14 protein-coding genes are annotated in these 15433 nt (G+C 64.3%); 11 read left to right on the plus strand and 3 right to left on the minus strand.

Annotated elements, in window-relative coordinates; genetic code table 11:
- Position 1: 1 nt before the first annotated feature.
- Positions 2 to 1432: a 3-isopropylmalate dehydratase large subunit gene (gene leuC / locus NCS28_RS28740; RefSeq protein WP_250517172.1), complete on the minus strand. Its 1431-nt coding sequence runs from the start codon at positions 1430 to 1432 to the stop codon at positions 2 to 4.
- A gap of 315 nt (positions 1433 to 1747) precedes the next feature.
- On the opposite strand from leuC, the gene NCS28_RS28745 reads away from it, so the two are divergent.
- The 6 genes from NCS28_RS28745 (at position 1748) to NCS28_RS28770 (ending at position 8548) form a co-directional block, all read left to right on the plus strand.
- On the plus strand, positions 1748 to 2707 hold the full coding sequence (locus NCS28_RS28745) for an AraC family transcriptional regulator (protein ID WP_250517173.1): 960 nt from the start codon (positions 1748 to 1750) through the stop codon (positions 2705 to 2707).
- A gap of 134 nt (positions 2708 to 2841) precedes the next feature.
- Positions 2842 to 3900 (plus strand): ABC transporter substrate-binding protein, encoded by a 1059-nt coding sequence (locus tag NCS28_RS28750; RefSeq protein WP_250517174.1) that lies wholly within the window; start codon positions 2842 to 2844, stop codon positions 3898 to 3900.
- A gap of 60 nt (positions 3901 to 3960) precedes the next feature.
- Entirely contained in the window at positions 3961 to 4764 is an 804-nt protein-coding gene (locus tag NCS28_RS28755) for an ATP-binding cassette domain-containing protein (protein ID WP_250517175.1), read from the plus strand.
- A gap of 28 nt (positions 4765 to 4792) precedes the next feature.
- Complete coding sequence (locus NCS28_RS28760; RefSeq protein ID WP_250517176.1) at positions 4793 to 6076, plus strand: sugar ABC transporter permease; 1284 nt, start codon at positions 4793 to 4795, stop codon at positions 6074 to 6076.
- Positions 6077 to 6127: 51 nt separating this feature from the next.
- Positions 6128 to 6856 (plus strand): SDR family oxidoreductase, encoded by a 729-nt coding sequence (locus NCS28_RS28765; RefSeq protein WP_250517177.1) that lies wholly within the window; start codon positions 6128 to 6130, stop codon positions 6854 to 6856.
- A 63-nt stretch (positions 6857 to 6919) separates the two neighbouring features.
- A complete protein-coding gene (locus tag NCS28_RS28770) occupies positions 6920 to 8548 on the plus strand; it encodes an FGGY-family carbohydrate kinase (protein ID WP_250517178.1) in 1629 nt (542 codons plus the stop codon).
- On the opposite strand, the gene NCS28_RS28775 is transcribed toward NCS28_RS28770, so the two are convergent.
- Positions 8545 to 9462 (minus strand): LysR family transcriptional regulator, encoded by a 918-nt coding sequence (locus NCS28_RS28775; protein WP_250517179.1) that lies wholly within the window; start codon positions 9460 to 9462, stop codon positions 8545 to 8547. The two genes, NCS28_RS28770 and NCS28_RS28775, sit on opposite strands and share 4 nt — an antisense overlap.
- Positions 9463 to 9611: 149 nt before the next feature.
- Here NCS28_RS28775 and NCS28_RS28780 point away from each other — a divergent pair, with 149 nt between their 5' ends.
- Positions 9612 to 10361, plus strand: coding sequence for an SDR family oxidoreductase (locus NCS28_RS28780; RefSeq protein WP_250517180.1), 750 nt, complete (start codon positions 9612 to 9614; stop codon positions 10359 to 10361).
- Positions 10358 to 11170: a response regulator gene (locus NCS28_RS28785; protein ID WP_250517181.1), complete on the plus strand. Its 813-nt coding sequence runs from the start codon at positions 10358 to 10360 to the stop codon at positions 11168 to 11170. The genes NCS28_RS28780 and NCS28_RS28785 overlap by 4 nt, the downstream gene beginning before the upstream one ends.
- Here the strand turns inward: NCS28_RS28785 and NCS28_RS28790 are convergent.
- Positions 11112 to 12974, minus strand: a complete 1863-nt coding sequence (locus tag NCS28_RS28790; RefSeq protein WP_250517182.1) for a hybrid sensor histidine kinase/response regulator — start codon at positions 12972 to 12974, stop codon at positions 11112 to 11114. The genes NCS28_RS28785 and NCS28_RS28790 overlap by 59 nt on opposite strands.
- Before the next feature lie 309 nt (positions 12975 to 13283).
- On the opposite strand from NCS28_RS28790, the gene NCS28_RS28795 reads away from it, so the two are divergent.
- From NCS28_RS28795 to NCS28_RS28805, 3 genes are all read left to right on the plus strand, one after another.
- Entirely contained in the window at positions 13284 to 13514 is a 231-nt protein-coding gene (locus NCS28_RS28795) for a hypothetical protein (protein WP_250517183.1), read from the plus strand.
- Positions 13515 to 13752: 238 nt separating this feature from the next.
- Positions 13753 to 14118, plus strand: coding sequence for a BON domain-containing protein (locus NCS28_RS28800; RefSeq protein ID WP_502801245.1), 366 nt, complete (start codon positions 13753 to 13755; stop codon positions 14116 to 14118).
- Between the two features lie 176 nt (positions 14119 to 14294).
- Positions 14295 to 15431 carry a branched-chain amino acid ABC transporter substrate-binding protein gene (locus NCS28_RS28805; RefSeq protein ID WP_250517184.1) on the plus strand — a complete coding sequence of 379 codons (1137 nt, stop codon included), beginning with the start codon at positions 14295 to 14297 and terminating at the stop codon, positions 15429 to 15431.
- Positions 15432 to 15433: the final 2 nt, after the last annotated feature.

Genomic DNA, 15433 nt, shown 5'->3' on the forward strand with positions numbered 1-15433 from the left:
GTCAGGCTCCGAGCAGGCGGCGCACATCGGTCAGGCGGCCCGTCACCGCGGCGGCGGCGGCCATCGCCGGGCTCATCAGATGCGTGCGCACGCCAGGCCCCTGGCGGCCCACGAAATTGCGGTTCGAAGTGGACGCGCAACGCTGGCCGGGCGCGGCGATATCGCCGTTGGTCGCGAGGCACATCGAACAGCCGGGGAAGCGCCATTCGAATCCGGCTTGCTGAAATATGCGGTCGAGCCCTTCGGCTTCGGCCTGCTTGCGCACTTCGTGCGAGCCGGGCACCACCCACGCCTCGACGCCGGACGCGATGTGGCGGCCTTGCGCCACCTCGGCCGCGCTGCGCATATCCTCGATGCGCCCGTTTGTGCACGAGCCGATGAACACCCTGTCGATGCTCACGCCTTCCAGCGCTTCGTTCGGTGCCAATCCCATGTAGTCGAGCGCACGCGTCATCGCGGCGCGCAGATCGGGATCGGGCTGCATCGCGGGATCGGGCACGCGGCGGTCGATGCCGCAGGCGTATTCGGGCGTGGTGCCCCACGTCACCATCGGGGCGATGCCGGCGACGTCGATCCACACCTCGCGATCGAATCTCGCCTCGGGGTCGGTGAACAGGGTGCGCCAGTGCGTCATCGCGCGGTGCCAGCGTTCGTCCGCGGGTGCGAAGGGGCGTCCCGCCAGATACGCGAACGTGGTTTCGTCCGGCGCGATCATGCCGGCGCGAGCGCCCGCCTCGATGGTCATGTTGCACAGCGTCAGCCGCCCTTCCATCGACAAACCAGCGATCGCGGAACCCGCATATTCGATCACATGGCCGACTGCCCCGGCCACGCCGATCCGCGCGATCACGGCCAGGATCAGGTCTTTGGCGGTGACGCCCGGTCCCGGCTTGCCGTCGAGCGTGACGCGCATGTTTCGCGACTTGCGCTGCCACAGGCATTGCGTGGCGAGCACGTGCGCCACCTCGGTCGCGCCGATGCCGAACGCCAGCGCGCCGACCGCGCCGTGCGTCGACGTGTGGCTGTCCGCGCAAACGACGGTCATGCCGGGCAGGCTCAGCCCCTGCTCCGGTCCGACCACATGCACGATGCCGCGCCGCGGATCGGCCATGCCGAACAGGGTGATGCGCGACTCGGCCGCGTCGCGTTGCAGCGCTTCGATCATCGCGCGCCGCTCGGGGTCGGTAACTGCCGCGATGTCGTTCGCCGTGCTGGACACGTAGTGGTCCGCCGTGCCGAAGATGCGCTCGGGCGAGCGCGGCGTGAGACCGCGCTGACGCATCAGGTCGAACGATTGCGCGGTGACGTCATGAATGAAATGGCGGTCGATGAATAGCAGATCCTGTCCATCGTCGCGCGACATCACGCGGTGACTGTCCCAGATCTTGTCGTAAAGAGTCCGCGGACCATCGTTTCGCCGGTCGGGTTGCATGGGCTTCGTCTCGCTCCGTCTATGTGTCTTTTGCGAGCATCATGGACCAAGCGAAGCGGCTTGTTCGTGGTCTTTTGGAACGGCACCATCGCCGATCGCGATGCGGACGGGACGCGTCGAAAGCGTCGTTCGTCAGCCTGCTGCTTTGCACAAAAGTTGACTTTTGCACGCTAAGGACTAACCCCGATGCAAGAAAGTATCAGCCGACAGTGTTATTTTCAGTGGTTAGATGACACCGAAAGGGCTACTTTTCAGTCATGGCAAGGCGCGATGAAACGCGCCGCCCGACATTACAAAAAGCAGTGGAGACGACGGATGACAGCACACCGCGACACCACGGCGCGCAGCGATGACGCCCGTCGCGCCAAAGCGGCCGAGCCCGATCTGGAGCTGGTCGCCGTCCCGCGCGACGAGTCGTTCAAGGTGTGGTCGCACGGCTATCCGTATCGCACCGTGCGCTGGCACTTTCACCCCGAGTACGAAATCCATCTCATTACGGCGACGACGGGCAAATACTTCGTCGGCGATCACATCGGCAACTTCGCGCCGGGCAATCTCGTGATGGTCGGATCGAACCTGCCGCACAACTGGGTCAGCAACGTCCCGGGCGGCGAGCGCGTCGCGGAACGCTGCCTCGTGCTGCAATTCGATGCCGGCTTCGTCGCGCGTGCGACCGGGGCGTTTCCCGAGTTCAGGCGCATGGAGCCGCTGCTCGATGCATCGTGCTGGGGTCTGCTCTTCACGCAGGAAACGGGCGCGGCCGCCGAGCCGATCATGCGCGAGATGCTCGGCGCGCAAGGCATGCGGCGCATCGCGCTCCTGGCGGCGCTGTTCGAATTGCTCGTGAAGAGCGAGGAACCGGCGAGGCTTGCGAGCGCCGCCTATCGCGCCGATCCGGACCGTTACGGCGAGACGCGCATCAATCACGTGCTGTCCTTCATCGGCAAGAACCTCTCGCAAGAGTTGCGCGAGACCGAGCTGGCGGAGCTCGCGGGACAAAGCGCGAGCGCCTTCTCGCGCTATTTTCGCCGCCATACGGGCGTGCCGTTCGTCCAGTACGTGAACCGGCTGCGCATCAATCTCGCTTGTCAGTTGCTCATGTCCGACGAGATGAGCGTCACCGATATCTGCTATCAGGTCGGCTTCAATAATCTTTCGAATTTCAATCGCCAGTTCCTGTTGCTCAAGCAGATGTCGCCGACGCGCTGGCGCACCTATCAGCGGCTCAATGCGGCAAGCGCGGAACCGGTCGAAGCGCCGGAATTCGTGGCCTAGCGCGCGGCGGACAAGGTGACGTCGGGCATCCGCCAACCGGTCTCCCGAAAAGGATTCCTAACAAATTCAATGCACATGCGACGAGCGAACCACCGTAGTACGACATTCAAATCCCAAGAACACGGAGACACGCGATGAAAAAGCTCTCAACCCAATTGATCAGTGCGGGCGCGCTGAGTCTTGGCCTCTCGTGCAGCGTGCCGACGCTGGCCGCGCCGAGCGGCACGGTTGCATTCCTGATGCCCGATCAGGCCTCGACCCGCTACGAGCAGCACGACTTTCCCGGCTTCAAGGCCGAAATGGCGAAGCTCTGTCCCGATTGCAAGGTGCTCTATCAGAACGCCAATGCGGCCGTCGCGACGCAGCAGCAGCAGTTCAATTCCGTGATCGCGCAAGGCGCGAAGGTGATCGTTCTCGATCCGGTCGATTCCACGGCCGCCGCGTCGCTGGTTCATATGGCGCAGAGTCAGGGGATCAAGGTCATCGCTTATGACCGGCCGGTGCCGTCGACGCCCGCGGACTATTACGTTTCGTTCGACAACGAAGGCATCGGCAAGGCGATCGCGACATCGCTCGTCGATCATCTCAAGGCGACGGGCGTCGCGACGAGCAAGGGCGGCGTGCTGGAAGTGAATGGCTCGCCGACGGATGCGGCGGCGGGCCTCATCAAGAAGGGCATTCACACGGGTCTGCAAAGCGGCGGCTACAAGACGCTCGCGGAATACGACACGCCGGAGTGGGCGCCGCCCAAGGCGCAGCAGTGGGTCAGCGGGCAGATCACGCGCTTCAGCTCGCAGATCGTCGGCGTGGTGGCGGCCAACGACGGCACGGCGGGCGGCACCATCGCGGCCTTCAAGGCAGCCGGCGTCAATCCTGTGCCGCCCGTGACCGGCAACGACGCGACCACCGCCGGCCTGCAACTCATCATCTCGGGCGATCAGTACAACACGATCCTCAAGCCGAGCGAGATCGTCGCGGCAGCGGCGGCGAGGGCGGCGGTCGGGTTTCTCTCGGGACAACCGCCGAAGGGCGAAACCTCGCTCTTCAACACGCCGACGCAGTTGTTCAAGCCCGCCGTCATCACGGCGCAGAACCTGAAGACGGAAGTGGTCGACAAGGGCTTCGCGAACGCGAAGGAGCTTTGCACGGACCGTTATGCGGACGGCTGCAAGAAGCTCGGCATCACGCACTGAGCCACATTGATACCGGCGGGACCCGGCTGATCGGGTTCCGTCGTGCCGAAGAGGAACACCATGAATGCAAACCCCACTCCACACGCCGGGCGCGGCGAGCTGGTGCTGAGCCTGCGCGGCGTATCGAAGCATTTCGGCGCGGTATCGGCGCTCACGGACATCGAACTCGACGTGCATGCCGGCGAAGTCGTCGCGCTCGTCGGCGACAACGGCGCGGGCAAATCGACGCTCGTCAAGATTCTCGCGGGCGTGCATCAGCCGAGCGCGGGCACGATCACCTTCGGCGGCAAGGAAGTGACGCTCTCCGATCCGGGCATGGCGCTGGACCTGGGCATCGCGACGGTCTTCCAGGACCTCGCGCTGTGCGAGAACCTGGATGTCGTCGCCAACATCTATCTCGGACGCGAGCTCGCGCCCATGCGTCTCGACGAAGTGTCGATGGAAGTGCGCGCCTGGACGCTCTTGAACGAACTGTCGGCGCGCATTCCGAGCGTGCGCGACGTGGTCGCCTCGCTCTCGGGCGGACAGCGCCAGACGGTGGCGATCGCGCGTTCGCTGCTGCTCGACCCGAAGCTCATCATGCTCGACGAGCCGACCGCCGCGCTCGGCGTCGCGCAGACGGCGGAAGTGCTGAACCTGATCGAGCGCGTGCGCGATCGCGGCCACGCGGTCATCATGATCAGCCACAACATGGAGGACGTGCGCGCGGTCGCGGACCGGATCGTAGTGCTGCGGCTCGGCCGCAACAACGGCATCTTCTATCCCGATTCGTCGAACGCGGAGCTGGTGGCCGCGATCACCGGCGCGACCGAGAACGCCGTGTCGCGCCGCGCGGGACGCCGTCAGGCTCAACAGGACGCATGAAACAGGAAATCGGGTCAAAGGATCGATCATGAGCAAGCACACCCCGGGCAGCGCGCCGCCCGACACGCAGAGCGCGCCCCAATCCTCCAACCTGCTCGATCGCAGCGACGTCCGCGTGAAGCACGCGAGCGGCCTCGGCGAAAGCGTCTCCGCGTTCGTCGACCGCGTGCGCTCCGGCGATCTGGGATCGCTGCCGGTCATCGCGGGTCTCATCATCATCTGGACGGTGTTCACGAGTCTGAATCCGGTCTTTCTGTCGGCGAACAATCTCGTGAACCTGCTGTTCGATTGTTCGACGGTCGGCGTCATTTCGCTCGGCATCGTCTGCGTGCTGCTGGTCGGCGAAATCGACTTGTCGGTTGGGTCGATGAGCGGCTTCGCCTCCGCGCTCGTCGGCACGCTGTGGGTCAACGAAGGCTGGCCGGTGCTGCTCGCATGCGTCGCGGCAATCGTGGTCGGCGGCGTGATCGGCGCGCTGTACGCGCTCCTGCTCAACCGGCTCGGCATGCCGAGCTTCGTCTCGACGCTCGCGGGACTGCTCGCGATTCTCGGGATGCAGCTCTACGTGCTGGGCGCGAGCGGCTCCATCAACCTGCCGTATTCCACGACGATGGTGAACTTCGGGCAACTGATGATCATCCCCGCGCTCGTCTCGCATGTGCTGGCGCTGCTGCCCGGCGTGACGATTCTCGTGCTCGGTCTGCGCACGCGTGCGCGCCGTCAGGCCGCGCGTCTCTCCGCGCCCTCGATGGGCAGCCTGCTGGCGCGCGCCATTGCGATCACGGTGTTTCTGGAGATCGTCGTTGCGTACCTGAACACGGGGCGCGGCGTGCCGCTGATGTTCGGCGTCTTCCTCGGCCTCACCGTGCTCATGGACTACGCGTTGACGCGCACGCGCTGGGGCCGCTCGATGAACGCCGTCGGCGGCAACCGCGAAGCCGCGCGGCGCGCGGGCATCAAGGTCGCGAGCATCTATACCAGCGCGTTCGTGCTGTGCGCGAGTTTCGCGGCGCTCGGCGGCATTCTCACCGCGGCCCGCCTCGCGTCCGCGAGCCAGCAGGCCGGCACCGGCGACGTCAACCTGAACGCCATCGCCGCGGCGGTGATCGGCGGGACCAGTCTGTTCGGCGGGCGCGGCAGCGCGTATTCGGCTGTGCTCGGGATCATCGTGATCCAGTCGATCGCGAGCGGCCTCACGCTGCTGAATCTGTCTTCTTCGTTGCGTTTCATGATTACCGGCGCGGTGCTGGCCATCGCGGTGATCGTCGATTCGCTCGCCCGTCAATCGCGCGTGTCGCACGGCCGCGCGTGAGCGGACTCACTGAGCGGACTCACTGAGCGGACTCACACAGGAGAATCGTCAATGTCAGTATCCATCGCGGGAAAAGTGGCCGCCATCACCGGCGCGGCGTCGGGCATCGGGCTCGAATGCGCGCGCGTGTTGATCGAGCAAGGCGCGAAGGTCGTGCTGATCGATCGCGCGCAAGACCGGCTCGCGGCCTGCTGCGCGGAACTGGGCGCGAACGCGCTGCCCTTGTCCGTCGATCTGCTGAAGCCCTCCGAAGTCTCGGCGATGCTGCCGAAGATTCTCGATCTCGCGGGCGGTCTCGACATCTTTCACGCCAACGCGGGCGCGTATATCGGCGGGGAAATCGTGGAGGGCAATCCGGACGAATGGGATCGCATGCTCAACCTGAACATCAATGCCGCGTTCCGTTCGGTGCATGCCGTGCTGCCGCACATGGTCGCGCAGAAGTCGGGCGATATCCTGTTCACCAGTTCGATCGCGGGCATCGTGCCGGTCGTGTGGGAGCCGATCTACACCGCGTCCAAGTTCGCCGTGCAGGCGTTCGTGCACACCACGCGGCGTCAGGTCGCGAAGCATGGCGTACGTGTGGGCGCCGTCGCCCCCGGCCCGGTCGTCACCGCCCTGCTCGACGACTGGCCGAAAGCGAAGATGGAGGAAGCGCTCGCCTCCGGCAGTCTGATGCAGCCGCGCGAGGTCGCCGAAGCCGTGCTCTTCATGCTGACGCGTCCGCGCAACGTAACCATTCGCGATCTCGTGATCCTGCCGAATAGCGTCGACCTGTGAACGTACTTCAGGCCGGCGACGGAGTCGTGCCATCATGATCCTACTCAAAACACGGACCGAGAGATGAACGCAAGCAACCCGAGCGCCGGCGAACGGTATGTCATCGGCGTCGACGTGGGCACCGGCAGCGCCCGCGCCGGAATTTTCGATGCCGCCGGGAACATGACCGCCTCCGCGAAAAAGGACATCACGCTGTTCCATGAGAGCGGCGCAATTGTCGAGCAATCCAGCGGTGAAATCTGGCGCGCGGTCTGCCACGCGGTGAAGGAAGCGCTCGCGCAGGCGTCGATCGCGCCCGAGTCCGTCGACGGCATCAGCTTCGATGCGACCTGTTCGCTCGTCGTGCTGGGCGATGGCGGCAAGCCGCTGCCCGTGGGACCGTCGGAGCAGGCGGAACGCGATATCGTCGTGTGGATGGATCATCGCGCGCTCGAGCAGACGGAGCGCATCAATACAACGGGTCACGCGGTGCTGAAGTTCGTCGGCGGCAGAATCTCGCCGGAAATGGAGACGCCGAAGCTGCTGTGGCTGCTGGAAAATCGCCCGCAAGTCTTCGAGGCCGCATGGCAGTTCTTCGATCTCACCGATTTCCTCACATGGCGCGCGACCGGCGATCTGTCGAGATCGGTCTGCACCGTGACTTGCAAATGGACGTATCTCGCGCATGAACGACGCTGGGACGACAGCTATTTTCGGACCATCGGACTCGGCGCGCTGGCGGACGAGGGCTTCGCGCGCATCGGCCAGCATGTGGTCGAACCGGGCACGCGACTCGGCAACGGACTCACCGACGATGCCGCCGCCGAACTCGGCCTCGTCGCGGGAACGCCGGTCGGCGCGGGCGTGATCGACGCGCATGCGGGCGGCATCGGCACCGTGGGCGCGCAAGGCGATCCGGAGTCGTGCCTCGCCTATGTGTTCGGCACCTCGTCGTGCACGATGACGACGACCGCGGAGCCGGTCTTCGTGCCCGGCGTCTGGGGGCCGTACTTCTCCGCGATGGTGCCGCAGGCATGGCTCAACGAAGGCGGCCAGTCGGTCGCGGGCGCGGCGATCGAGCGCCTGCTCGCGATGCATCCCGCCGCCGCCGATGCCGGGCGCCGCGCAAAAGAACGCGGCGAATCGCTGCCGGGCATGCTGGCGGGGCTCGCGGCCGAGGCGTCCGGGAGCCTGTCGGACGCGGCGAAGCTCGCCGATGGCCTGCACATCGTTCCCGAATTTCTCGGCAACCGCGCGCCCTTCGCCGATCCGCACGCGCGCGCGGTCATCGCCGGGCTGGGCATGGAAACCGGTCTCGACAGTCTCGTTGCGCTGTATGTCGCGGGCGTGTGCAGCATCGGATACGGGCTGCGTCAGATCATCGAGGCGCAGGCGCAGGCGGGCGCGCCCATCGAACGGGTGATGATCAGCGGCGGCGCGGGCCGGCTCGATCTCGTCCGCCAACTGCTCGCCGATGCAACCGGCAAGCCGGTGCTCGCCACGCAAGCCGAGGAACCCGTGCTGCTCGGCGCCGCGATGCTCGGGGCCGTCGCGGGCGGCGTGTTCGACGACGTTCGCTCGGCGATGAGCGGCATGGCGCGCGTCAAGGCGTCGTACACGCCGGCAAGCGGCAAGCTCGCGCAATTGCACGAGGCGCGGTATCGCGCGTTCATCGCGTTGCAGCGTTGCGCGCGGGAGATTCGCGGCGACTAGCCCTTCCCGGTGCCGCGAACTCTTTCCGGGAAGCGCTCCAGCAGCCAGTCGATGAACACCCGCAGCCGGTGCGTCACGTGGCGGTTCTGCGGATACACGACATGAAACGGATACAGCGGCGGCCGCCACTTCTTCATCACTTCGACGAGCGTCCCATCGCGAAGCGCCGAACGCGCGGCGTAGGCGAACGTCTGAATGATGCCGAGCCCCGCGACGGCCGCCGCCAGATGCGCATTGCTTTCGTTGATGCCGATGCGATGTTCGACCTTGATCTCGATCCTCTCGCCGTCGCGTTCGAACCGGAATGGCATGGCCCTGCCGTTCTGAGGCGACATGTAGCTCACCAGCCGATGTCCGTTCTTCAGCTCCTCCGGATACGCGGGCACGCCGAACTGCTTCAGATAGCCCGGCGCGGCGCAGGTCAGCATCACGGCATCGCCGATATGACGCGCGATGAGCGACGAATCGTCCAACGGTCCGCCGCGGATGACGCAGTCGACGTTGTCGCCGATCAGATCCACCGGACGATCGGCCACCCCGAGATCGATTCGGATGTCCGGGTAACGCGCGACGAAATCCGGAAGCAGCGGGATCAGCACGTCCCTTGCGGGCGATCCGCCGACATCGATCCGCAGATGGCCGCGCGGGCTGCCCCGGGCGACGGTGAACGACGAGTCGATGTCCTCGAGGTCACGCAGCACGCGCGTGGCTTTCGCGTAGTAATCCTGGCCTTCCGGCGTCACGGTGACGCGCCGTGTCGTTCTTTGCAGGAGTCGCACGCCGAGATGCGCTTCGAGCTCCTGCACGAGCTTGCTCATCGTGGCATTAGGGACGTTCAGCGAATCCGCCGCGCGCGTGAAGCTGCCCGCTTCCACGACGCGGGCGAAGGCGCGCATCGCCAATAACTGATCCATGTCTGCTCCCGCCGGTTCAGCGTCTTATTATCCATGTGTATGGATAGTCATTTTATTTTACGGCATTTATTAATAAATGCACGGCCGCTACAGTGCACTCATGCCGAACGCGAAAGCGGCAACATTCAATCACCTAAATGGAGAAAATCATGAGCAAGCAACTGAACGGCAAGATCGCCTTGGTTACGGGCGGCAGCACGGGCATCGGCCTGGCCGCTGCGAAGGAACTCGCGGAACAGGGCGCGCGTGTCTTCATCACCGGCCGTCGTCAGGCGGAACTGGATGCGGCCGTCGCCGACATCGGGCCGGATGCCACGGCGATCCGCGCCGACGCTTCCGTGCTGTCGGATCTCGATGCGGTCTATGCGAAGATCGCCGCGACCGCCGGCGAGCTCGATATCCTGTTCGCGAACGCCGGCGGCGGAGACATGATGCCGCTCGGCGCGATCACCGAGGAACACTTCGATCGCATCTTCGGCACGAACGTGCGCGGCGTGCTCTTCACCGTGCAGAAGGCGCTGCCGCTGCTGGTCGACGGTGCGTCGGTGATCCTGACTTCGTCCGTCACGTCCGTCACCGGTACGGCGAATTTCAGCGTGTACAGCGCCAGCAAGGCAGCCGTGCGGAACTTCGCCCGCTCCTGGGCGCTCGATCTGAAAGACCGCGGCATCCGCGTGAACGTCGTGAGCCCGGGCCCGATCCGCACGCCCGGCCTCGGCGGTCTCGTGCCCGAGGAAGCGCGTCAGGGTCTGTATGACGCGCTGGCTTCGCAAGTGCCGCTCGGCCGCCTCGGCGAACCCGCGGAAATTGCCAAGGCCGTGGCCTTCCTCGCCTCCGGATCGGCGAGCTTCATCAACGGCATCGAACTGTTCATCGACGGCGGCATGGCTCAGGTTTGAAGACACGGCAGCCGATGGGCGAGCGCGGCGTCTCGCGTGTAACATTGCTCGATCACGTGTTGCCGGGAGACGATGCGATGCGCGTGCTGCTCATCGACGATCACGAGCTTTTCAGAGCCGGTCTCGCACTGCTGATGAAAGAGCTTTTCCCGGATGCCGACCTGTTGCATGCGAGCACGTTGTCGCAAGGCGTCGATCTGGCGATGAGCGAGCAGCCGGACATTGTCTTTCTGGATCTCGAACTTCCGGACGGGCACGGTTGCGACGCGCTCGTCCAGTTGAAAGACGCGCGGCCGTCCTTGCCCGTGGTCGTAGTGTCGGCCGATGAAAGCGTGGAAACCGTCAGCCGATGCCTCCAACTCCGCGCCATGGGCTACGTGCCGAAATCGTCATCGCCCGAAGCGCTGCATGCCGCGATCGTTGCGGTGCTTTCGGGCGGCGTGTATCTGCCCGCGACGAGCATCGCCGGGCTGAAGCGTTCGATCGACACGGACGAGGCGCACGCACGAGACTCGGCGAAGGCGGCCTCTTGGAACGCGACGGACCTCGGACTCACGCCGCGCGAGTACGAAACGCTCGCGTGGCTCGCACGCGGTCTTCCTTCCAAGGCCATCGCATCGAAGATGGGCCTCGAAGACATCACGGTGCGCAAATACATCAGTCATCTGCTCGCGCACTTCAATCTGCGTCGGCGCACGGAACTCATCGTGATGCTCGCGGACAAGGGCATTACGCTCGGGACGCTTCACGTCACAGATCCTTCGCGAGAGCGGGATTCAGCTTCCGTCGAGCGGCAACGAAGCCGCTGATGTCCGCGAGCAAGTCTTTCGGCGCGGACGATTTGCGCAATAGCACGAACGGTTCGGGGAAGTCGCGCAGCACGCGATTCGACAACAGCTCGCCCGTGATGAACGCGACGGGAACGACGCCCGCCCACGCGAAATGACGCCTGATGCGCTCGGCGACATCCTTGCCGGTGACGCCGTCGCGCAGGCGGATATCGGTGACGATGAGATCGGGAATGCGGCTATCGTCCGCGAGGATGGCTTCGAATCCGGCCATCGACTCGGCGGCATGCACGAGCGCGCCCGCGCTCGAAAAGAGACGCCGCAGGCCTTCGAGGACGATCGGTTCGTCGTCGCACAGGAGCATGAACGTGCCGGTGAGATCGGGCGCGAGAATGTCGCGGCGCTGATCGTTCGACACGTCCGCCGGAACCGATGCCGACACCGTCGCGTAAAGAGAGAAGCGTGATCCGCGACCTTCGACCGATGCGAAGCTCAGGCCGTGTCCCGGCAGAATCCGCGTCACGCGATGCACGATCGACAAGCCCAGTCCCAGCCCTTTCGAACGGTCGCGTCCCGGATTGTTGATCTGGTAGTACTCGGTGAAAATCGCCTCGCGATGTGCGGGCGCGATGCCGGTTCCTGTATCCCGAACGTCGATGCGCAGCCGTCCATCCAGTCGCACCCAGCCGAGCACGACGCCGCCCGACGACGTGTTCTTGATCGCGTTCGATACGAGATTGGATACGGCCCGCTTGAAAAGCGAACGGTCGGTCTCGATGAACGTCACGGGCGCGCGCCGCGTGGCGAGCCGGAAATCGATTCCGCGCACGCGAGCGGTCTCCCGATATTGCTCGAAGACTTCGGTCAACAGCTCATGCGCGTTGACCGGCGTGAGACGCGCAACGTACGAACCCAGCTCGCTGTAGTCCTGAATGTCCTTGAACATGCCGAGAATGTCCGACGCGGTTTCTTCGATCACGTCGAGGTCGCGCTCCACCGCGTGTCCGTCCCTGATCCTGGTTCGGGCGCTGCGGATGAACAGGTTGATCGCGGCGAGCGGTTGCTGAATGTCGTGATACGCCGACGAAAAGAAGCGCTCCTTCTCCTTGATCAGTTCCTGCATGCGCTTGTTCTGCTCGTTGATCGCGCGCGATGTCGACTCGACACGCGCCTTGGCCGCGCGCAAGTTGCGCCGGTACACGAATTCGCGCCGCGCGGCCCGTTCCAGCGGCATGCTGACGAGCACGCCGACGATATACATCATCGGCACCACCGTGGCGTGCCCGATCACCATCGCGAGACGCACGTCGACGCTCTGTCCGGTCGGCTTGAAATAGAGCATGACCAGATAGCCGACGATGCAAGACCCGATCAGCCATGCTGCCGTAGCCGCCCGAAGCCGGAAGGCCATGAAGATCATGAAGAGGGAAAATGTCAGGATCGGGTAAGCTTCGCGCCAGGCCAGATCGCCCGGATAGATCTGCACCATTCTCAGGATGGCGAACCAGCAACTGATCGTCCACACGCTCAAGAGCCGGACGGCCCAGCGCTCGTCCAATGCGCGCGGAGTCCACAACAGCACGGGCACCGCCATGCCGATCGTCCCGGCGATTCTGAGGAATATGAGTTCGTGATGGTGCAGATGGGCGGGATCCAATTGGTCCAGCCGCCCGAAGTCGTGGATGGAAAACACGATCCACAACGCGGTGAAGATCGAAATGGCGAGTCGTCGCTGCCCGGAGAAGCGCCGCGCGTAGTCCAGCCGGAATGCGCGTTCCTGAGTCGCCGATACGAACTTGCGCACCCCGAGGCCTGACGATCTCATGACGATGCTCGCTCAGGAAATTCGCCGTCCGCGGACACGGCAGCGTGCAACTCGAACAGGATAGCAGGACGCCATTCGAAGTCACATGTACAAATGTAACGATACAAATGCGCCCGCAAGCGCTCCGCTACCTACATCTTTCGCGCCTGGATAGGCCGCGCTCGCTACCTGTGTGGCTGTCGACGATATTCGCCGCGACCGAGAATCCATACGACAGCGCCGGGAATCGAGAGTCGAGCTCTCTTCTTCCGCACTCTCACCCACCGCGCCATGAATGGCGAAAGTTGCAAACGTCCCGGGAGAGCGCTCGTGAAACTCAATCGATCCATTGCCATCGGTCTCGTGCTGGCGGCAGGCGTCACGTCGGGCACATGCCTGGCGCAGTCATCGAACAATCAACAGGAAACCGTAACGCAGAGCGGCGGGGCACAGCCGGCCGCCGTCGGCGAGAAGACGCGCGAGCAGGTTATGCGTGAACTCATCGAGTTTCAGAACAGCCCTCAGGCTAATCAGGTGCAGGAGCTTTACCAGAAAAGCTGACAGCACTGCGATCCGGCCAGCGGCGCCTCAATATCCGTGAGGCCGCTGGCCTGATCTCCTCTTACCAATTGCGACGCCATCGCAGCCTTTCCCCCATCGGACGCTCATCTGACAACACTTGGCAGATCGGCGTATCTTTACTCCCCAGCGCACCCCACCCTCCGGGCTCGCCGCCGCGCGTGCGGCAATGTCCGTTATCCGGTGCGTTTTTAATAACTCCGTCAAAGGGAGACTCACGATGAATACACGAAAACCACTTGCGATGGCCGCTGGCGTCCTCGTCGTCGCCGTATCGATGAACGCGGGAATCGTCAGCGCGTATGCGCAGAGCAGCGACGCCGCAGCGGCGGCATCGGCTGCGCCGAGCGCGAAATCGACCAAGGCGGCCAACCGGCAACTCGCCAGGGACGTGCGCAAGAGCCTGACCAAGGTTAAGGGCTTGAGTACATCGAACATATCGGTGCGTGCGAGAGGCGGCGCGGTGACGCTCGCGGGCACCGTCCCCGATGCCGCGCAAATCGATCAGGCGACCGAGGCCGCCAAGGCGACGGCTGGAGTGACGTCGGTGAGGAACGCGTTGACGATTCGCGAGATCGGGCAGTAACGAAGGCATTCTGCGCCATGTGGGATCGGCTGCGCGGCTGTCTTTTCGCGCAGCCGATTCTCACGTAATCGCTTAAAAAACGAAGCCGAGCTCGGCCGCAAATGATTTTTGCAACCGTGACGTCGGCGATATAGTGGCCCGCATCGCGTGACATTCCTCTCGACGAGCGCCCTGTCATGAAAACGCTCCTTTCCCTCTTCGCGGCGGCCGCGCTCTGCGTGGCGCCGCTCGTCGCCGGTGCGCAGCAAACCGTTCGTATCGGCGTTTCCGCGCCGCTCACGGGACTAGGGGCGGCCAATGGCAAGGACATCGAAAACGGCGTGCGTCTCGCTGTGGAAGAGGCGAACGCGCAGCACATCAACATCGGGGGACAGCCGGTTCAGTTCGAGCTCGCATCCGTCGACGATCAGGGCGATCCGCGCATCGGCGTTCAGGTGGCGCAGAAGCTCGTGGACGATGGCGTCGTCGCCGTGGTCGGTTATTACAACTCCGGCGTGGCGTTGCCCTCATCGCCGATCTTCGCGCGCGCGGGCATTCCGCTGATCGATCCGGCGGCGACGAATCCGGCCATCACGCGCCAGGGCTTGAACAACGTGTTCCGCATCATCGCGACCGACACGCAGAACTCCGGCAATGCAGGCACGTATGCGGTCAAGACCACGAAAGCGAAGCGGATCGCGGTGATGGATGACCGCACAGCCTTCGGGCAAGGCGCGGTCGAAGAATTCAAGAAGGCCGTGCAAGCGGCGGGCGGCCAGGTCGTATCGGAGGAATACACCAACGACAAAGCCGTGGAGTTCAACGCGCAACTCACGAACATCAAGGCTGCCAACGCCGATCTTCTTTACTTCGGCGGGCTCGATGCCCAGGCGGGCCTGATCGTCAAGCGCATGAAGCAGCTCGGCATACGCGCACAGTTCGTCGGCAGCGGCGGCATCGCCGATAGCGTCTTCATCAGTTCCGCCGGTAGCGCGGCCGAAGGCGCGATGGCCTGGGAATACGGCCGGCCCGTCGATTCATTGCCCGAAGGCCGCGCATTCGCGGACAAGTTCAAGAAACGCTTCGGCGCGGAAACGCTGACCTATGCGCCCTTCGCCTACGACTGCGCGTGGCTCGCCATCACCGCGATGAAACAGGCGAATTCTGTGAAGCCTGCCGTATTCATGCAGACGCTGCGTACGATGCAGTACAACGGAATCACCGGACATATTTCGTTCGATAAGTACGGAGACCTGAATAATCCGACATCGACGCTCTATCAGGTGAAGTCGATGAAGTGGCAGCCGGTGACGACCATCGGCGCGGAGAAGTGAAG

Source organism: Caballeronia sp. INDeC2, assembly GCF_023631325.1.
Taxonomy (GTDB): domain Bacteria; phylum Pseudomonadota; class Gammaproteobacteria; order Burkholderiales; family Burkholderiaceae; genus Caballeronia.